Annotated in this window: 13 protein-coding genes; 10 read left to right on the top strand and 3 right to left on the bottom strand. The window is 54.8% G+C overall.

Annotated features, from left to right (window positions below; all coding sequences use genetic code 11):
• Positions 1-552: 552 nt before the first annotated feature.
• The 10 genes from AC07W7_RS23910 to AC07W7_RS23955 all read left to right on the top strand — a co-directional run bounded on the left by AC07W7_RS23910 (position 553) and on the right by AC07W7_RS23955 (position 13,660).
• Positions 553-2,184 (top strand): DUF1302 domain-containing protein, encoded by a 1,632-nt coding sequence (locus AC07W7_RS23910; RefSeq protein ID WP_495040241.1) that lies wholly within the window; start codon positions 553-555, stop codon positions 2,182-2,184.
• A 26-nt stretch (positions 2,185-2,210) separates the two neighbouring features.
• The gene (locus AC07W7_RS23915) at positions 2,211-3,566 is read left to right on the top strand and encodes a DUF1329 domain-containing protein (RefSeq protein WP_099168765.1); all 1,356 of its coding nucleotides are present in this window, start codon (positions 2,211-2,213) and stop codon (positions 3,564-3,566) included.
• Positions 3,567-3,619: 53 nt separating this feature from the next.
• Positions 3,620-4,681, top strand: a complete 1,062-nt coding sequence (locus AC07W7_RS23920; protein ID WP_169901123.1) for a WD40/YVTN/BNR-like repeat-containing protein — start codon at positions 3,620-3,622, stop codon at positions 4,679-4,681.
• The gene (locus tag AC07W7_RS23925; RefSeq protein ID WP_099168763.1) at positions 4,668-7,061 is read left to right on the top strand and encodes an efflux RND transporter permease subunit; all 2,394 of its coding nucleotides are present in this window, start codon (positions 4,668-4,670) and stop codon (positions 7,059-7,061) included. The genes AC07W7_RS23920 and AC07W7_RS23925 overlap by 14 nt, the downstream gene beginning before the upstream one ends.
• 162 nt (positions 7,062-7,223) lie before the next feature.
• Positions 7,224-8,207 carry a VOC family protein gene (locus tag AC07W7_RS23930; RefSeq protein WP_099168762.1) on the top strand — a complete coding sequence of 328 codons (984 nt, stop codon included), beginning with the start codon at positions 7,224-7,226 and terminating at the stop codon, positions 8,205-8,207.
• A gap of 44 nt (positions 8,208-8,251) precedes the next feature.
• Positions 8,252-9,385 carry an FAD-dependent oxidoreductase gene (locus AC07W7_RS23935; protein WP_495040242.1) on the top strand — a complete coding sequence of 378 codons (1,134 nt, stop codon included), beginning with the start codon at positions 8,252-8,254 and terminating at the stop codon, positions 9,383-9,385.
• A gap of 45 nt (positions 9,386-9,430) precedes the next feature.
• Positions 9,431-10,360: a 3,5-dioxohexanoate:acetyl-CoA acetone transferase gene (gene kce, locus AC07W7_RS23940; protein ID WP_099168760.1), complete on the top strand. Its 930-nt coding sequence runs from the start codon at positions 9,431-9,433 to the stop codon at positions 10,358-10,360.
• A 9-nt stretch (positions 10,361-10,369) separates the two neighbouring features.
• Positions 10,370-11,542 (top strand): alpha/beta hydrolase family protein, encoded by a 1,173-nt coding sequence (locus tag AC07W7_RS23945; protein ID WP_495040243.1) that lies wholly within the window; start codon positions 10,370-10,372, stop codon positions 11,540-11,542.
• Positions 11,539-12,564, top strand: a complete 1,026-nt coding sequence (locus AC07W7_RS23950) for an SMP-30/gluconolactonase/LRE family protein (protein ID WP_099168758.1) — start codon at positions 11,539-11,541, stop codon at positions 12,562-12,564. The genes AC07W7_RS23945 and AC07W7_RS23950 overlap by 4 nt, the downstream gene beginning before the upstream one ends.
• Positions 12,565-12,715: 151 nt before the next feature.
• Positions 12,716-13,660 (top strand): LysR family transcriptional regulator, encoded by a 945-nt coding sequence (locus tag AC07W7_RS23955; RefSeq protein WP_099168757.1) that lies wholly within the window; start codon positions 12,716-12,718, stop codon positions 13,658-13,660.
• On the opposite strand, the gene AC07W7_RS23960 is transcribed toward AC07W7_RS23955, so the two are convergent.
• From AC07W7_RS23960 to kdpB, 3 genes are all read right to left on the bottom strand, one after another.
• Positions 13,620-14,312 (bottom strand): response regulator, encoded by a 693-nt coding sequence (locus AC07W7_RS23960; RefSeq protein WP_099168756.1) that lies wholly within the window; start codon positions 14,310-14,312, stop codon positions 13,620-13,622. The two genes, AC07W7_RS23955 and AC07W7_RS23960, sit on opposite strands and share 41 nt — an antisense overlap.
• Positions 14,309-16,960 (bottom strand): DUF4118 domain-containing protein, encoded by a 2,652-nt coding sequence (locus AC07W7_RS23965; RefSeq protein ID WP_495040244.1) that lies wholly within the window; start codon positions 16,958-16,960, stop codon positions 14,309-14,311. Before AC07W7_RS23965 ends, AC07W7_RS23960 begins: the two co-directional genes overlap by 4 nt.
• A gap of 68 nt (positions 16,961-17,028) precedes the next feature.
• Positions 17,029-19,098 carry a potassium-transporting ATPase subunit KdpB gene (gene kdpB, locus AC07W7_RS23970; protein ID WP_099168754.1) on the bottom strand — a complete coding sequence of 690 codons (2,070 nt, stop codon included), beginning with the start codon at positions 19,096-19,098 and terminating at the stop codon, positions 17,029-17,031.
• Positions 19,099-19,105 lie beyond the last annotated feature (7 nt).

A 19,105-nucleotide genomic window follows, 5' to 3' on the forward strand; every position in this document is an offset into this window, starting at 1 on the left:
GGTAGTTCAGTCGGTTAGAATACCGGCCTGTCACGCCGGGGGTCGCGGGTTCGAGTCCCGTCCGCTGCGCCATATTTGCTTCCAATAAGGTGCTACTAAGCACCTGGAAGTCACGGAAACAGCGGCCTTGAGCCGCTTTTTTCGTTTTCAGGGTTCCATGAAGAGCCTCTCTAAGATACTTTCCTGCGTGACCTCGCTAGTTCGATGCAGTACAGCTTTTCGCTGACGGCAAATATCTCTGTACTCATTGGCCTGCACGCGGCTTCTGGGACAATCTTCGTTTCACTCCACTAAGGCTGGGATAACCACTGCCTTACGTTCCCTGCGCGCTTGTTCTATGTGTTGATGGTATGAACCATAGACGTCTGCACAACAAACTTTTCTCCAGTTATTGGCTACCTCATGATCGATCTCACAAAAAAGGAGGGCCTCAAAGCTGTTAGAAGGTGATGATCTGCGAGCGTGCATCCTTATAGTTCAATGAAAAGGAACGTTATTTCGTAATAAAGCTATAGATCGATAAATAAAATAAAAATAATCGAGAGATCCTCCATGCGTACGGAAAACAATAATAGACGCCAAATCGGCATGGCCGCCCCTTTACTTTTTATCCTTCCCTTATATGCTCCATTCGTGGATGCTTTTCCATTTAAGTTAAAAGATTCCGACATAAATGGGTATTTTGACAATACGTTGAAGTACAGTAGTGCGTTCCGAGTGTCGGATAAAGACCGTAGTCTTATAGCCGAGCCAAATGCCGATGATGGCAACCGAAATTTCGATAAAGGTCTTATCTCCAATAGGGTCGACCTATTCTCTGAACTGGGTTTGAGTTACCAAAACCTGGGTTTTCGCGTGAGCGGCGCGACTTGGTATGACGAGGCCTATAACCAAAGTAATGACAACGACTCTCCGGTGACCGTAAACCATAACGGCCAGTATGATGAGTTCAGCAGCGACACTAGAAAAATAGCCGGCCGAAAAGGCGAACTGCTTGACGCATTTGTATACGGCTCCACGGACATCGACGGCCACCGGGCCTCATTCAGGCTCGGCAAACATACCCTTCTGTGGGGGCAGAGCCTATTCTTTCCCACAAATGGTATTGCTTACGGACAGGCGCCAATCGATGTGGTGAAAGCTCTGTCGGTACCTAACACTCGAGCGGCAGAGTTGTTCAGGCCGATCAACCAACTCTCAGCCCAGTTTCAGTTCTCGGACACGGTCAGCATGGCTGCGTTCTACCAACTGGATTGGGAAAAGATTCGGCTTCCCCCTGTGGGTAGTTACTTCAGTGTGTCGGATGTTATTGGGGAAGGGAACGAGAAGATCATTGTTGGGCAGTCGCCCTTCATCGGTGATGCACAGGGAAACATCGCGCTGTACCGGGGCAAGAGTCGAGAGGCCAGTAAGTCCGGGCAGTTTGGGCTCTCATTGACTATGCGTCCAGGAGACGGCAATACAGAATATGGTTTCTATGCCTTGCGTTTTAACAATCGGTTGCCGCAGATATATGCCTATCAAGGGAGGGGGTTTTTACAGCAACCCGGGCAAGTGGGCGAATTTACTGAGGTATATTCTGAGGGTGTCAAAATGTTCGGCGCGAGCTTCAGCTCCAGCGTAGGCGAAGCCAATTTCGCCGGCGAGCTTTCCACGCGCTATGACATGCCGTTGCGAAAAAACACCCCCGTATTCGTTGCGTTGGATGATAACGACCGTAGCCGTCATGCCGAAGGCCGCACGCTACATGCGCAATTGTCAACCATTTATCTCGTCCCTCGAACCCCCATTTGGGAGTCGGCGACTTTCGTCGGCGAGTTAGCCTGGCATCGACTGCTGTCTGTGACGCGTAACAAAGAGCAGTTTGATAGTGAGGACTTCACCAATAGCGCCATCGGGATGCGCTTCGTATTAGAGCCGAGTTATTACCAAGCAGCGCCCGGTCTGGATTTGTTTGTCCCGGTCGGCATGGGGTATACCCATGGCAAATCACCTATTGATCCCGCATTTAACAACTACAACGCGGATGGCGGTGGTGATCTGAGCATTGGACTGCGCGGGGTTTATGAGAATAAATGGAACGGGCTGATTAACTACTCGCATTTTTATGGCAGCGCCAGTACGAAAAATAATGCCTATCGCGACCGTGATTTTATCTCTATTTCCATTCAGCGTGCCTTTTAACGTACGGCTTGATTCGGAGTATTTATATGAAATTTTCTCGTTTCCTATTTATGGCTGGCGCGGCATTGGTTTTTGCAAACACAGCGATTGCCTCGAACACGGTAGATGAAGCAAATAGATTAAAGTCTGAACTGACACCCTTCGGTGCAGAGCGGGCGGGCAATACTGATGGCACTATTCCAAAATGGGAAGGTGGCTACACCACGGTTGACCGCAACTATAGGCCCAACGGTAAGCGCAGTGACCCGTTTGCGGCTGAAAAACCAATTTTAAGTATTACAGCTAATAATTATAAAGAACATGCGAACCGGCTGATCGAGGGGCAGCAGGCAATGTTTGCCAAGTACCCTGATTATCGTATTGATGTTTACCCTACTCATCGAACCGCAGCCGCTCCGCAATGGGTGTATGACAATACCTATCGAAACGCTCAAGAAGCCAAAGTCTTGAAAGAGGGGGCGGCGGTGCAGGGTGCCTACGGCGGCGTCCCGTTTCCGATTCCAGCCAATGGTAACGAAGCAATGTGGAACCACATGCTCCGCTGGCAAGGTGAGGCCTATACGTCGGAATTTAGTGCTTATAACGGAACGTCTACCGGACGCACCTCGCTCACTTCAACAAACACCGCGTATTACCAGTTTCCGTACTATATAAAAGACGGCCGTGACACGTTTAATGGCATCTATCGGAAGATCAAGCTATTGCCGACAGCGCCTCCACTTCAGGCAGGACAATCGATTCTGGGGTTTGATCCACTGGATCCCCTGGCCAACGGGCGCCCGACTTGGCAATACCTGACCGGTCAGCGGCGGACGAGGAAACTACCGAATGCGGCTTATGACACTCCGTCATTTGTCACATCCGGGCAGATGAATTATGACGAGGTTTATATATTTGAAGGGCCGATGAACCGATACTCCTGGAAACTTATCGGTAAACAAGAGTTGTACGTTCCCTATAACAATAATAAAAACCTGCAACCCACTAAAGATTCGGATGTTCTCGGTGCCAACTTTCTGAATCCCGACTACGTACGATGGGAGCTACATCGCGTGTGGGTCGTAGAAGCAGAGCTTATCCCCGGCAACCGGCATGTGATGCCAAAGCGCAAGTTCTATCTCGACGAAGACACTTGGCAAGCTGTGCTTGCTGATAACTGGGATGCCAAGGGAAAACTTTGGAAAACAGCTTATATGCTGAATATCGTAGCCCCTGAGCTTCCCGGGGTCGTGAACTCAAGCTTTGGCGTCTACGACCTGCAGACGGGGAACTGGTTTGCTAACAATGTTTTTAACAGCTATGAAGACCAAATCACGTTCCATAAACCTTGGCCCGACTCGTTCTTCTCGCCTGACTCGCTCGCCAGTGAGGGTGTTCGCTGAACTTCAGCTGCGCCGGATAATTTGGCACGGTAACTTTCATGGTCGGAGAAGAAATGAATAAGTTGTTATGTGCCGTTGGGCTGCTAGGCCTCCTGTCGCTTTCCCAAAATGTCTTTGCCGTCAGATTTGAGGATGTCTCCACTTATCTCACTTCTGTTAGTAAAGCCGGTAATCGATTGGTTGCAGTCGGCGAACACGGAAAAGTGCTGCTATCCGAAGATAATGGCAAACATTGGCAATCTGTTGAGGGAGGTGTTACCAACACCCTTACAGCCGTTAGATTCTTCGATGACAGAGAAGGCTTCGCGCTCGGTCATGGCGGTACCATCCTCAAGACAAGTGATGGGGGGCAGACCTGGAGAACTGTACTGCAGGGCGCACAGGTTGCAGAACTGACCAGAGAAGCTGCGGCAAGGATCAGCTCTGATTCGCAGCTAGGCCACAAAGCATCTGAGCTTGAGCTATACGCGCAACGTCTCGATAAAAGTGAGGCAAGCGATCCGCTGTTTGACATTCTGTTTTTTGGGACCAACAAAATTCTAGTGGTGGGCGCCTATGGGATGGTATTGCGCTCAGACGACGGAGGGGACACTTGGCAGGTTTGGATGGCCCACGTCGAGAACCCTCAAGAGTCTCATCTCTATGCCATTGCTCAAGCCGGTGATGCCATCTACCTTGCCGGAGAACAAGGCTATCTTGCACGTTCGCTTGATCAAGGCAGGACATTTCTCAAGTTGAAAACCGACGTTGGCAGTAGTTTTTTTACTCTGCAGGTGGACAACCAGGGCAAGATTCTAGCGGCCGGACTACAAGGGATCCTTGTACTAACTGTTAATCAAGGGGGATCTTGGACCAGGCTCGATACTGGGCAGATTGGCACTCTGATTGACAGTGAGAAAGATGATCGTGGAAGAATCTACTTTGCCGATTTAAATGGCCGTCTTACAAGGCTGGTAGGGAATACGCTTACGCCAGTACAAAATGCGGATTTACCTCTTTCGGCATTTGTTATCGACTCTGAAGGCGCATTTGTAATTGTCGGTGCCTCGGGTATAAAAAGAATAACGGTCGATAAAGAAATATCCACTGGAGGGGCAGGCCATGAAGCTCTCTGAATCGACTGATCCGCTTGATTTTTCTGATCCACAGTCGTTTGACAAAAGATCCGGTAGTCTGGTGGAAAGACTGTTGTTCAATCGGCGAGGCTTAGTGTTGCTCCTCTGTTTTTTTGTCACCGTCATTCTGTCAGGGCAATTACGGCATCTTGAAATAAACGCAAATTTTGAAAAAATGATTCCTTATGATCATCCGTATGTTCAAAACTACCTGAGCAATAGGGATGAGTTGGGGGGACAAGGAAACTCTTTGCGAATTGCCGTTGAAAATACGCGCGGCTTTATATACGAATCGACTTACCTGGAGACCCTCAAGCAAATCAACGATGAAGTATTCCTGATACCTGGAATTGATCGCCCTTTCATGCGCTCCTTATGGACACCATCGACTCGGTGGATGGCCGTTACTGAAGACGGGCTTGACGGGGGAGCAGTGATTCCTGATGACTATAGTGGTGATGCCCAATCCTTGAATGTCGTAAAAAGTAACGTCGAACGTTCAGGTGAAATAGGTAAGTTGGTTGCTTTAGATGGCCGCTCAAGCGTTATCTATGTTCCTTTACTTAATCTGGATACCGAGACAGGACTTACCATCGATTACCAAGCCTTATCGCAAAGGCTCGAAACGCTACGTGATAAGTATTCCCAGCGGGGCGTCGAGCTACACATCATTGGATTTGCCAAGGTGGTGGGCGACCTCATCTCTGGATTACAGAAAATCATCATATTTTTTGTTCTGGCCGTATTTATTATCGGGGCGGTACTTCTTTGGTACACACGCTGCGCTAGAAGTACATTTCTGGTTTTGTTCTGCTCACTCATCGCTATTGTGTGGCAATTGGGGCTTCTCCCTCTCTTTGGACTAGGGCTCGACCCTTATTCGATTCTTGTGCCGTTCCTTGTTTTTGCTATTGGCATAAGTCATGGTGCACAAAAAATGAATGGCATCATGCAGGATATTGGGCGGGGTGCGCACAAACTAATAGCTGCACGCCTTACATTCCGCCGTCTGTTCCTTACCGGGCTGACAGCGCTTCTCTGTGACGCCGTCGGCTTCGCTGTTCTGTCGATTATCAAGATTGAAGTTATCCAAGATCTTGCTTTGGTGGCCAGTATTGGCGTGGGAATGTTGATCTTCACGAATTTGGTTTTGCTGCCGATTTTGTTGTCGTATGTCGGTGTTAGTCCTGCAGCCGCGGCCAAAAGTATGCAGAGCGGCGCAGTGGGGCTCGTGAAAGAAGATCGACATAGAGTTTGGCTTTTCTTGGATCGTTTTACCCAGCGTGGATGGGCAACGGCTACCGTGTGCGGCGCACTCGGTTTGGCGGTTTTCGGTTTTTACGTAAGTTTGCATGTGAAGATTGGTGACCTTGAACCCGGGGCCCCAGAGCTTCGGGCCAACTCACGCTACAACCTTGATAACGCGTATATAACGGAAAATTATGCGGCCAGTAGCGACGTAATGATCGTTATGGTGAAAACGCCAGAAAATCAATGCGCCCTTTATAAAACCCAGGCAAAGGTAGATGACCTGGTATGGAGGCTTCGTGATCTCCCAGGCGTGGAGTCGACGAGATCACTCGCTCAGCTCAGTCGGGCCGGGCTGGTTGGAATGAATGAAGGTAACCCCAAGTGGTTTGATCTGTCGCAGAATCAAGCGATGCTGAATTCAATTGCTACGAATGCCTCGCGCGATTTATTTAACCAACGCTGCAGCCTCCTTTCCGTATTTATCTATTTGTCTGACCATAAAGCGAATACGCTTGAAGGCGTTACCAATTTAGTAACGGATTTTTCGAGAGATAACGCCACAACTGAAGTGCAGTTTTTGCTGGCTGCAGGCAGTGCAGGGTTTGAGGCAGCCACGAATCAAGTTGTAAGGGACGCTAATCGTGAAATGCTGATCTGGGTATATGCGGCTGTTGCGCTACTCTGCCTGATAACCTTCCGAAGTTGGCGTGCAACACTATGTGCTATTTTGCCTTTGATGCTGACATCCGTGTTATGCGAAGCATTGATGGTATGGCTGGGTATCGGGATCAAGGTGGCCACTCTTCCAGTTATCGCGTTAGGTGTCGGTATCGGCGTTGACTATGCGCTATACGTTATGAGTGTGTTATTAAAGAATCATCGCGCTGGTCTGGGGCTTTCTGAATCTTACTACGGTGCTCTACTTTTTACCGGCAAGGTGGTGATGTTGACTGGTATCACTCTTTCTGCCGCTGTCTTTTTCTGGGTATTTTCCCCGATAAAATTTCAGGCAGATATGGGGGTTCTTCTCGCCTTCATGTTTCTTTTAAATATGCTGGGTGCGCTGATACTGCTGCCGGCTTTGGCATACTTCCTGTTGTCCGCGCCTCAAGTGAAAAATGAAAAATAGCATGCTGCTATCAGAGCGAAAATATGGTTTCCTGTTGCGAGTTCATTGTGTGAACCCTGAACGTTTGCGGAAAGAACTTTTCTCTGGTTTTTTACTCTTCCATAATCCGATATACAAAAATCGTCCTAGTCGATCAAGGTGGAAGTAACTGGAGGTTTATTTATGTCGATCATTGGGATTGAAAGTCTTGTGTATGGTGTCGATGATATTGCTCTGTGTACCCAATACTTGAAAGATTTTGGTTTGGCACTGAAGCGCAGCGATGAAACCGAAGCTGTTTTTGAGCTGGCTGAGGGTTCAAGTGTATATGTTAGATCAATTAATGACTCTCGTATTCCTAACTCCAAACAAGTAGGTTTTGGTGTGCGCGAAGTGATCTGGGGTGTTGATACGCAGCAAGCATTAACTGCACTGGTTCAGAGCCTGAGTCAAGATCGTGAAGTGAGCGTCGACAGTGACGGCACCGCTCGGTTTTTCACGGATGGTGGCCTTGCTTTTGGTCTTCGTCAGTTTACAAAGAAACCGATTGTGAACGCTCCAGCACCGACCAACGCCCCCGGGATGGTCTGTCGCTTAAATACTCCACGGCCTTGGCGAACTCAAGCTATACCAAAAACTATTAATCATATCGTTTTTGCGGTGCCTGATTTTTTGCAAGAAACTGCCTTCTTCCAAGAGCGTCTGGGTTTCAAGTTATCTGATTATCAACATAATGTCGGTGTCTACTTGCGAGCGGACGGCACTAATAACCATCATTCATTGCTTGCCATGAATGCCTCCATGCCAACGCCTGGAATGGATGGACAATTGCGTTTCCATCACGCCAATTTTGGTGTTTGCGATCTGGATGAATTAATGATCGGCGTGAATAACATGGAGCGCGCCGGCTGGCCTAAGTCTCACTTTGGATTGGGTCGTCACCGAATCGACTCGGCGTTGTTCTGTTACCTGCCGTGTCCGGCCGGTGGCGAGATCGAGTACGGCACCGATGCCGACTATGTGGATGACACATGGGTGCCGAGAGAGTGGCCGATACCACTCTTTGCTTATTCCCACTGGGTTCAAGACATTCCCCCCTTTTTAGTGGAAGCCCCGGCCTGGGAGTTCCGTTATTTGACCGATGGAAAGATCCCGAAGATAAAGTAGACACGTTCAGAAAATAATAATTCTAACAATAACAGGTGACTAAATTGGCAATTCGCAAAGTCCTGATTGTTGGCGGTGGCATCGGTGGTCTGACCGCTGCTATTGCACTTCGTCGAAAAGGGATTGAGGCCGACGTAATAGAACGTGATCCAAATTGGTCTGTTTATGGTGTCGGGATCATCCAACCCTCAAACGTGCTACGTGCTCTACACGAGATTGGATTGGGCGACGCCTGTATTCAGAACGGTCGTGGCTTTCAGGGGTGGCGCTTCTGTGACGCTCAAGGAAACCTGCTCGGCGAAGCCGGTAGTCATAATGTTCTTGGGCCGAACTACCCGCCTGTCAATGGGATTCGTCGGCCCGCCCTTCATAAGATCCTTACGGAAACGACCCTGGGACAAGGCACTTTAGTTCGCCTGGGGGTTACGCTCAGCTCATGGGTAGAAGATCTCGAAGGTGTTGACGCCATTTTCAGCGATGGAACCGAAGGGCGATACGACCTGATTATTGGGGCGGATGGGGCCTATTCAAAACTGCGTCAACAGATATTCGGGGATATGTCTAAGCCAAGCTTCACCGGCCAGGGCGTTTGGCGTCATAACTTTGAGCGCCCTCGCGATCTCGACTGGGGAATGCTCTTTTTTGGCGGGAAAAGCAAGGCAGGCCTTGTACCGATCTCTGAAACGCTCATGTACCTCTTTGTTGCCACACCTGAGCCCGGTAATCCGAAACACCCTACCGATCAGCTTCACACCTTGCTTAAAGAACGCCTTGCAGAGTACGGCGGCATCGTGAAGCAGCTGTCCGAGCAGATTGTCGATGCGAATGACGTGGTCTATCGCCCGATGGAAGTTGTGATGCTCCCTGAACCTTGGCACAAGGGGCGAGTCGTGCTGATTGGTGATGCGGCGCACTCAAGCACTCCACACCTTGCCGAAGGTGCGGGAATGGCGATCGAAGATTCGGTTCTTCTTGCCGAAGTATTAGCCACTAATGGCCAAAACGTCGAATTGGCTTTGACGATGTTTGAACAACGCCGGGCGCCAAGGGCAAAACTTGTCTATGACGTGAGTGTTCGCCTTGGAGAGTGGGAGATGGCTCAGTGGAATGGGCAACCTCATGGTGATGTCGGTGCACTTATGAACAGTACTTATACAACACTAATGCAACCGATCTGACTTCGTGAGTCAGTTAAAGCCACTAACTAAAAGGTAATTTATTAGATGAGTAAAGTCATTATTACTTGTGCGATTACTGGGTCGGCTCATGTACCGACTATGTCTCGTTACTTACCCATTACGCCAGATGAAATTGTAGAACATGCGATTGAAGCGGCAGAGGCTGGTGCTGCGATATTGCACCTGCATGCTCGTGACCCTCAGGATGGACGGCCGACACCGGATCCGAAAGTATTCTCTCAGTTCGTCCCGCGCATTGCACAAGCAACCAATGCCGTGATTAATATAACGACGGGCGGCAGTATGGGAATGTCGCTTGAAGAACGTCTTGCCTATGCTTTGCAAATCAAGCCTGAACTGTGTTCGTTGAACATGGGGTCGATGAATTTTTCATTACACCCTCTCGCAAAAAAAATAACAGATTTCCGCTTTAGCTGGGAAAAACCGTATCTCGAAGCTTTTGAAGATAAAGTTTTCAAAAATACGTTCAAAGATATCAAGCACATCATGTTGAAGTTGGGTGAGGAGTGTGGCACTCGATTCGAGTTTGAGTGCTATGACATTAGTCATCTTTACAACCTGGCTTTTTTCTTGAATGAGGGGTTGATCAAACCACCGTTCTTTATTCAGTCGATTTATGGCGTCCTGGGTGGAATGGGGCCTGATCCAGAAAACCTTTCGTTGATGCGCACCACGGCTGATCGACTGTTCGGGCGCGAGAACTATCGTTTTTCTGTCCTGGGAGCTGGCCGCCACCAAATGCCTCTCGCTGCGATGTCCGCAGTCATGGGGGGGAACGTGCGCGTAGGTCTTGAAGACAGTGTGTTTCTTGGTAAAGGCGAACTCGCCGTGAGCAATGCCGACCAGGTGCGCAAGGTACGCCGCATTCTGAGTGAACTGTCGCTCGAAGTAGCAACACCCGATGAAGCACGCACGATGCTTGCCCTCAAGGGGCGCGATGCCGTCAATTTGTGAGGAACTGAAATGGTCGAGTATTTTCCAACTAATTACGTCTGGAACTTATCAGTCAATATCGCTTTAGGTACGGGCGGGAATACGGGTGAGATTGATGAGGTCTGCCGACCTTTGATTGAGCCGTCCCAACGTACAGATGATAGTGGCGCAGAAGAGTTCTTCATGGCATGGCGCGACCTTGGGGACCGCCTTTATTCGCTTGCCGAGGACGACCTGGCCGCCGGGAGAAAGCTGAGTGCGGGGACCAAACTCGCTCGTGCCGCCGTGTATTACATCACGGGCGAGCGGGTGACTCACCCAACCTTTGAGCCGCGAAAAGAAGCCTACAAAAAAGGTCTGGACTGCTTCGCCCGGCATATTCAACTCAGCGGGGCCAACTGTCAGCGCGTTGATATTCCGTACCGTGGTAAGACACTGGCCGGGTTGTTAGTCAAGGCCAGGAACAGTCAGGGCCCGGCCCCCTGTGTGGTGCTTGCGAACGGCCTGGATAGCTTCAAGGAAATGATCTACGGCAGCGGCATCCAGGATGCGCTCGCCAACCGTGGAATTTCGAGCATTGCGATTGATCAACCGGGTACCGGCGAAGCCTTGCGTTTGAATGGTCTGACAGCGCTGATTGAAGCGGAAGTATGGGCCGGCGCAGTGATTGACTACCTTGAGCAGCAAAACGATGTCGACAGCGGCAATATTGGTATGTGCGCCTGGTCGCTTGGGGGGTACTACTCACCTCGCGCTGTCGCGATGGAAAAGCGTTTCAAGCTTTGTGTGGCGTGGGGCGCGAACTTTAACTGGGGGGAATTGCAAAAGCGCCGTCTGGCACGTGAGGGCGACCGGCCGGTACCGCATTATTGGGATCATGTGCAGTGGGTTTGGGGCAAGCCGAACCTTGATGAGTTCATAGCCTTTTCTGAAGGCATTACCTTGGCACCCGTCATCGACAAAATCACTGTGCCGTTCCTTGTCGTTCATGGTGAGGCGGACCGTCAGATCCCCAGCGAGTATGCCCATCGACAATATGACGGCGCGGTTAATAGTCCTAAACGGGAGCTCAAATTCTTCACTCGTCGTGAAGGCGGCATTGAACATTGCAGCGCAGACAATATGACGAACGTACGCGACTATATCGTTGATTGGATCGCGGAAACCTTCACTGAGCTAGGGGCTAGCGGGGTGAGAACATGACGCGTGGGAAAAACCCTCTTGACGGCTGGGTGCTTAACCGCGCCGACATCAAGCACGTTGGACATGACCTGAGAAGGCCGGAATGTATCCTCGCTGAGCCCGACGGCACGCTTTGGAGTGCCGACGCTCGGGGAGGTGTCATGCGCATTGATCCCAGCGGCGATCAACACCTGCTTGTTCAGCGGCAGAGTTCTCACTTTGACCTCAAGGCAGATATCAAGTCGAGCCTGCTTTCTGGAACGTTGCCCAACGGACTTGCCTTCACAAGCCATGGCGACTTTCTGATCGCAAACTTTGGTACTGACACCCTGGAACTCATGACCAGAGACGGGCGTTCGCGTGTACTGCACGACACGATCGATGGAAAGCCACTCGGTAAGGTCAACTATGTGATGCGTGACTCAAAAGATCGGATCTGGTTGACCGTTTCTACTCGTACCAATCCGTGGAGCGATGCGGTCCGTAAAGATCTTGCTGATGGATATATCGCCTTAATAGATGGCAATGGGCTGCGGGTTGTTGCTGAGGGTTTTGCCTTCACCAACGAAATCTGCCTGGATGCGAACGAAGAGTACCTTTATGTCGCTGAAACCACTGCGAATCACGTTAGCCGCTTAAAAGTTGCGCCTGACGGAACACTTTCCGGGAGGGAAGTATTTGGTCCGAGCGATTTAGGGCGAGGCTTGATTGACGGTATTACCTTTGATGCCTATGGAAACCTTTGGGGGGCGATGTGTCTCTCTGACAGGCTTATCGCAATTACACCCGAAGGGGATTTGAAGACCCTATTTGATGACGGCGAAGACCCTGCTGTCGAGCAGTTCGAGCGCGAATTCCAGTCTGGCCAGGCGCTATCTTTTGAAACGCTTGCGGCATGTGGAGGAACGGTCTCGCCTTGGATGGCCAGTATTACGTTTGGTGGGCCGGATCTCAAAACGGTTTATGTCGGTAGCCTTAAGGGGACGACTATCCCTACTTTCATCTCTCCTGTTGCCGGTTTGCCAATGGTTCACTGGCGCTGACTTGGGTCTGGTTGTGCGGGGCGGTTGAGACCTGAATATGTATACGGGGTAGTGAGCGTTCCGAACAGCCTTGCTCGATTTGCGGAATAACCATTGTTGCGCTAGTGTGAAATTGCCTACGAGGCGTATCAATGATCGAGCCCAATAAAAAATGCGTCTTAATAAATTCGATCTTAATAATCTGGTCTGTCTTGATGCGTTGTTAGCAGAGAAGAGCATAACGCGCGCTGGCGACCGACTGTTCTTAAGCCGCCCTGCCATGAGCAATGCGCTGGCACGGCTGCGTGAGTATTTCAACGATGAAATTTTGACGCAGGTGGGCAAAACAATGGTGCCTACACCCTTTGCCCTGTCATTGCAGGCTCCCGTGCGCGACCTGTTGTTACGCATGCAGGCTGTTATCTCTGCGTCGCCGTCCGATATAAACCTAGCAACGGTTGCCCGTCGGCTTTCGGTTACATGTTCGGACTATGTCGCTTCGATCTTTATGCCAGTGGTTTTAGCGCATATTTATGAACAAGCGCCCAGTATTGCATTTGATATACGTCCATTTTCATCCCGGTATTTAGAAGAAATCGACAGCGCAGAGATAGATTTTCTCATCACGTCTGATAAGGCGATCAGCGACGAGCATCCTTCGGAAATGCTCTTCACTGATACATTTTCTTGTGTCGTTTGGGATGAAAACCGGAAGCTCGGTGCAACTCTAAGTCTTGAAGAGTATTTGAGCCTGGGGCATGTAGTCGCTCAGTGGGGAGTAGGCCGTATCAAAGCTTTGGACGAGTCTTTTCTCCAGGAGCATAACCTGTCCCGGCGTATCGAGACCTGGGTTTCTACGTTCACGCAGATACCTCAATACGTAGTGGGTACCGGGCGAATCGGCACACTACCGACCCGGTTAGCACAATGGGCTGCCCAGCGCTGGCCGCTTCGTATTTTTGAATGTCCAGTCCCTATCCCTCCTCTTAACGAGATGATGCAGTGGCACGCCTATCAACAGTCAGACCCTATTCAATCCTGGGTCAGAGAGCAGTTTCGGTATGTCGGGGGCTTGCTCACAACCCCACCAACCGGTAGCCCACCTGCAACTCGGTAATAAAGTACTGCGGCTGCGCCGGGTCCACCTCCAGTTTTTGCCGCAGATGCGCCATATGCACCCGTAGATAGTGGGCGCGGTCGACGTAATCCAGGCCCCACACTTCCAACAGCAGTTGTCGGTGGGTCAGTACGCGGCTCTGGCCGCGAATCATCGCGCAGAGCAAGCGGTACTCGATGGGGGTCAGGTGTACCGGCAGGCCCGAGCGCCACACCTCATGGGTTGCCAGGTCGACGGCAATCTCGCCAAACGCCACCTTGCTGGTCGCCATCACGGTGCCGGTGTGCCCATGCCGGCGCAGTTGGGCGCGGATGCGGGCGAGCAACTCGGGCACGCCGAATGGCTTGGTCAGGTAGTCATCGGCGCCTGCGTCCAGGGCCGCGACTTTTTCTTCTTCACGGTCACGGGCCGACAGCACCAGGATTGGCACCGCGAGCCAACCGCGCAGTTCGCGGATCAATTGTTTGCCATCACTGTCCGGCAAGCCGAGGTCGACGATCACCAGGTCGGGCTGGCGGCTGGCGGCATGGATCAGCGCCCGTTTCACGCTGTCGGCCTCGAACACATGAAAGCCTTCATCTTGCAGGGCAATGCGCACAAAGCGGCGGATGTTGGCCTCGTCTTCAACGATCAGAATGCGTGCAGTGTTCATAAGGGTTCCATGGCCGGTGGGGTGCCTGCCGGTAGCGTGATGGTGAAATGCATGCCGCCCGCGCAGCCGGGGTTGGCTGCGATACGCCCGCCGTGGGCCTCGACGATGCGTTTGGCCAGCGCCAGGCCCAGGCCGATGCCGGCCACCGACGATTCCTGCTGGCCGCGGGTGAAGGGCTCGAACAGATTGGCCGGCGCGCTACCGGGGCCGGTGTCGCTGACCTCAAGCACAATGTGCTCGCCGACCAGGCTGGCGGCCACGCTGATGGTGGTGCCCGGCGGGGTGTACTTGGCGGCGTTGTCCAGCAGGTTGACCAGCACCCGCTCGATCAGCAGCGCGTCGACCTCCACCAACGGCAAGTGCGCGTCGAGCGTGGTCTGCACGCGGTGTTGCGCCAAGGGTTCGCGCAATTGACGCAGGGCGCTGCCGACGATTTCTTCCAGCGAGTGCCATTGGCGGTTCAGGCGCACGCCGCGCTCTTGCAGGCGTGCCATGTCCAACAGGTTTTCGATCAGGCGCTGCATGGACGTGGCCTGTTCGTGAATGCCCTGCAGCAGCTCGTTCAGTGGCCCCGGCTGGGCGTGGGGCAGGGCGGTCTCGGCGGCGCCGATCAGGGTGGTCAGCGGTGTGCGCAGGTCGTGGGAAATCGCCGCGAGCAGGGTGTTGCGCATTTTTTCGCCCTCCATCTGCACCAGGGTGCTTTGCGCCACTTCGACGAAATGCACGCGCTCCAGGGCAATCGCCAGCTGGCTCATGCAGGCTTCCAGCAGGCGGCGTTCCTGCGGATCGTTCAGGCGATCGCGCTGAGCCAGTTCCAGCACCAGCACGCCGCGCACGCGCATCGGCGCCTTGAGCGGCCAGTAGCAGCCCTTGGCCGCGGACAGGGTGTCGGTGCCGTGCCCGGCGGGGTGGCCGTGGTCGTAGGTCCATTGCGCGATGCTGTCGTCGATCGGCAGCCCACCGGCGCTCACACTGTGGACGCCATCGGCGGCGTCCGGCAGGGCCAGGCCCACCCGGGCCTCGAAGACGCCGCTGAAGGTGCGCAGCGCGACCTCGCTGATCTGCTCCACGGTCAGCGCCGCCGACAGGTCGCGGGCCAGGCGCGCCAGGGAGGTGGCGCGGCGTTCCCGTGCGGCGGCGGTGCGCGCTTCGTGGCGCAGGCGCGCGGTGAGTTGGCCGGTGATCAGGGCGATGCCGAGCATCAAGGCAAAGGTGAAGAAGTACTGAGTGTCGTTGACCGTGAAGGAATAGCGCGGCTGGACGAAAAAGAAGTCGAGACACAGCACCGCCAGCATCGCCGCCCACACGCCGGGGCCGCGTCCAAAACGCAGCGCTACCAGCACCACCGTGAGCAAAAACAGCATGACCACGTTGGCCAGGTCGAACACCTGCAGCAGCAGGGCGGCGACGGCGCTGGTGGCGAAGCAGGCCAGGCTGGTCCACAGGTAGGCCAGGCGCGTGCCGGGCTGTGCTGCGCTTTTGTCGCGCACGGCGGGTTTGCCCGGCAATAGGCCGTGGGCGATCACGATCTGATCGATTTGCGGGTGATGGCGGCTGATCCGGTCGCTGACCGACTGATGCCAGAACCGCCAGCGGCGGCGCGGATGATGGCCGAGCACCAGGCGATTGGCATTGTGTTCACGGGCGCAGGCCACCAGGGCTTCGGCGACGTCCATGCCCGGCAGTGTGGCGGTGTCGGCGCCGAACTCCTCGGCCAGGGCCAGGGTTTTCATCGCGCCCAGGTAGCGCCTGGCGCCGCGCCCCTGGGCCGAGGCCACATGCACCACAATCCAGTCGGCTTCCAGCTTTTGCGCCAGGCGCGCCGCTTCACGCACCAGGCGTTCATCGCCGGCATCCCCGGCGATGCCGACCAACAACCGTTCGCGGGCCGGCCACAGGGTCTTGATCGACTGCTCGCGGCGGTACACGCGCATCTGCGTATCGACCCGGTCGGCCGTGCGCCGCAGGGCCAGCTCGCGCAGCGCCAGCAGGTTGCCCTTGCGGAAAAAATGCTGTGACGCGCGCGCCGCCGCCGGGCCCAGGTACACCTTGCCGTCCTTGAGGCGTTGCAACAGATCGTCGGGCGGCAGGTCGATCACCACCACTTCGTGGGCGTTGTCGAACACATGGTCCGGCACGGTTTCACGCACCCGTATGCCGATGATCCCGCTGACCAGGTCATTGAGGCTTTCCAGGTGCTGGACGTTGAGGGTGGTCCACACGTCGATGCCGGCGCTGAGCAGTTCTTCCACGTCTTGCCAGCGTTTGGGGTGACGCGAGCCGGGCACGTTGCTGTGGGCCAGTTCGTCCACCAGTAACACGGCAGGATGGCGCAAGAGGGCGGCGTCGAGGTCAAATTCGCTGAGGGCGAACTCACGGTGCAGGTGCTGGGCGCGGGGCAGTTGTTCGAGGCCGTGGAGCCGCTCGGCGGTGTCCTGGCGGCCATGGGTTTCCACCACGCCGGCCAGCACGTCGCGGCCCAGGCTGGCTTCGCGGCGCGCCGCTTCGAGCATCGCGCAGGTCTTGCCCACCCCGGCGTTGGAGCCAAAGTAGATACGCAATTTGCCGCGCAAGGCGGCCTGTTCTTCTTGTTGGACCCGGGCCAGCAGGGCGTCGGGGTCGGGGCGTTCGTTGTGTAAGGCGGGCATGTCATTCCTGGTCAATGGGGTTCAAGTGTGGGAGCGGGCGAGCCCGTTCCCACATTGGGGTTGAGTCGTTACACCAGGCCCACTGCGGTCAAGAGCATGTCGATCAGCTTGATCCCGGCAAACGGCACCAACACCCCGCCCAGGCCATAGATCAGCAGGTTGCGATTGAGCAGGGCCGCCGCGCCGATTGCGCGGTAAGTCACGCCGCGCAGGGCCAGGGGAATCAGCGCGACAATGATCAGCGCGTTAAAAATCACCGCGCTGAGAATCGCCGAGTTGGGGCTGCTCAGTTGCATCACGTTCAACGCGCCGAGCTGGGGGTAGGTCGCGACAAACGCCGCCGGGATGATTGCAAAGTACTTGGCCACGTCATTCGCCACGCTGAAGGTGGTGAGGGCGCCGCGGGTCATCAGCATCTGCTTGCCGACTTCAACCACTTCGATCAGCTTGGTCGGGTTGCTGTCGAGGTCGACCATATTGCCGGCCTCCTTGGCGGCCTGGGTGCCGCTGTTCATGGCCACCGCCACGTCGGCCTGGGCCAGCGCCGGCGCGTCGTTGGTGCCGTCGCCGGTCATGGCCACCAGCTTGCCCTGGGCCTGGTAGTCGCGGATCAATTGCAGCTTGTCTTCCGGGCGGGCTTCGGCGAGGAAGTCATCCACCCCGGCCTCCACCGCAATGGCCGCAGCGGTCAGGCGGTTGTCGCCGGTGATCATCACGGTCTTGATGCCCATGCGCCGCAGCTCGGCGAAGCGCTCCTTGATGCCGCCCTTGACCACGTCCTTGAGTTCCACCACGCCCAGCGCGGTGGCGCCGTCGCTGACCACCAGCGGCGTGCTGCCGCGCCGCGAGACTTCATCGACCTTGGCCTGCAAGGCCGCCGGAAAACTACCGCCCAAGGCCTCGATATGGCGGCGGATCGCGTCCGCCGCCCCCTTGCGAATCGCCCGGCCTGCGGGCAGGTCGACGCCGCTCATGCGGGTTTGCGCGGTGAAGTGCACAAAGCTGGCGCCCAGCTGGTTGATGTCCCGCGCGCGAATGTCGAATTTCTGCTTGGCCAGCACCACAATACTGCGGCCTTCCGGGGTTTCATCGGCCAGGGAGGCCAATTGCGCGGCATCCGCCACGTCGGCCTCTTTGATCCCCGGCGCTGGCCAAAAGCTGCTGGCCTGACGATTGCCCAGGGTGATGGTGCCGGTCTTGTCCAGCAGCAACACATCGACGTCACCTGCCGCCTCCACCGCCCGCCCGGAAGTGGCGATGACATTGGCCGACATCATCCGGCTCATGCCCGCCACGCCGATGGCCGAGAGCAGGCCGCCGATGGTGGTGGGGATCAGGCAGACCAGCAAGGCCACCAGCACCGTGGCGCTGACCACGCTGCCGCTGCCGCTCATGAGCACGGCGAAGATCGAGTACGGGCTCAGCGTGGCGATCACCAGCAGGAACAACAGGGTCAGGCCCACCAGCAGGATGGTCAGGGCCACTTCGTTCGGGGTTTTCTGGCGCTTGGCCGATTCGACCATCGAGATCATACGGTCCAGGAACGCCTCGCCGGGGTTGACGCTGATGCGCACCACCAGCCAGTCCGACAGCACACGCGTGCCGCCGGTGACCGAGGAAAAATCGCCCCCGGCCTCGCGAATCACCGGCGCCGATTCGCCGGTGATCGCGCTTTCATCCACCGACGCCACGCCCTCGATTACGATGCCATCGAGCGGCACCAGGTCGCCGGCCTCGACCAGCACCACCTGATCCTTGCGCAGCAGCGTCGCTTCGGTCGGCAGCCAGGCCGCGCCGTGCTTGGGTTGTTGCAGCAGCTTGGCCAGGGTCTGGCGTTTCATCCCGCGCAGGCTGGCGGCCTGGGCGCGGCTGCGGCCTTCGGCCAGGGCCTCGGCGAAGTTGGCGAACAGCACGGTGAACCACAGCCACAAGGTGATGCTGAGGATAAAACCGCTGGGCGCTTCACCCTGGCCGCCCAGGGACTGGAACCACAGCAGGGTGGTGAGGAGGCTGCCCAGGTAGACCACGAACATCACCGGGTTTTTCCATTGCGCCTGGGGTAGCAGTTTCTTCAGCGCATCCCCACACGCGGTGAGCACGATGGCGCGATCAAACAGAGGTAAACGAGCATTTTTCATAAGGGCA

The organism is Pseudomonas sp. GW821-FHT01D09 (genome assembly GCF_059422465.1).

Coding starts and splice junctions, on each gene's coding strand:
- AC07W7_RS23910 (WP_495040241.1), top strand. CDS start 553: ATGCGTACGGAAAACAATAATAGACGCCAAATCGGCATGGCCGCCCCT.
- AC07W7_RS23915 (WP_099168765.1), top strand. CDS start 2,211: ATGAAATTTTCTCGTTTCCTATTTATGGCTGGCGCGGCATTGGTTTTT.
- AC07W7_RS23920 (WP_169901123.1), top strand. CDS start 3,620: ATGAATAAGTTGTTATGTGCCGTTGGGCTGCTAGGCCTCCTGTCGCTT.
- AC07W7_RS23925 (WP_099168763.1), top strand. CDS start 4,668: ATGAAGCTCTCTGAATCGACTGATCCGCTTGATTTTTCTGATCCACAG.
- AC07W7_RS23930 (WP_099168762.1), top strand. CDS start 7,224: ATGTCGATCATTGGGATTGAAAGTCTTGTGTATGGTGTCGATGATATT.
- kce (WP_099168760.1), top strand. CDS start 9,431: ATGAGTAAAGTCATTATTACTTGTGCGATTACTGGGTCGGCTCATGTA.
- AC07W7_RS23945 (WP_495040243.1), top strand. CDS start 10,370: ATGGTCGAGTATTTTCCAACTAATTACGTCTGGAACTTATCAGTCAAT.
- AC07W7_RS23950 (WP_099168758.1), top strand. CDS start 11,539: ATGACGCGTGGGAAAAACCCTCTTGACGGCTGGGTGCTTAACCGCGCC.
- AC07W7_RS23955 (WP_099168757.1), top strand. CDS start 12,716: ATGCGTCTTAATAAATTCGATCTTAATAATCTGGTCTGTCTTGATGCG.
- AC07W7_RS23960 (WP_099168756.1), bottom strand. CDS start 14,312: ATGAACACTGCACGCATTCTGATCGTTGAAGACGAGGCCAACATCCGC.
- AC07W7_RS23965 (WP_495040244.1), bottom strand. CDS start 16,960: ATGCCCGCCTTACACAACGAACGCCCCGACCCCGACGCCCTGCTGGCC.
- kdpB (WP_099168754.1), bottom strand. CDS start 19,098: ATGAAAAATGCTCGTTTACCTCTGTTTGATCGCGCCATCGTGCTCACC.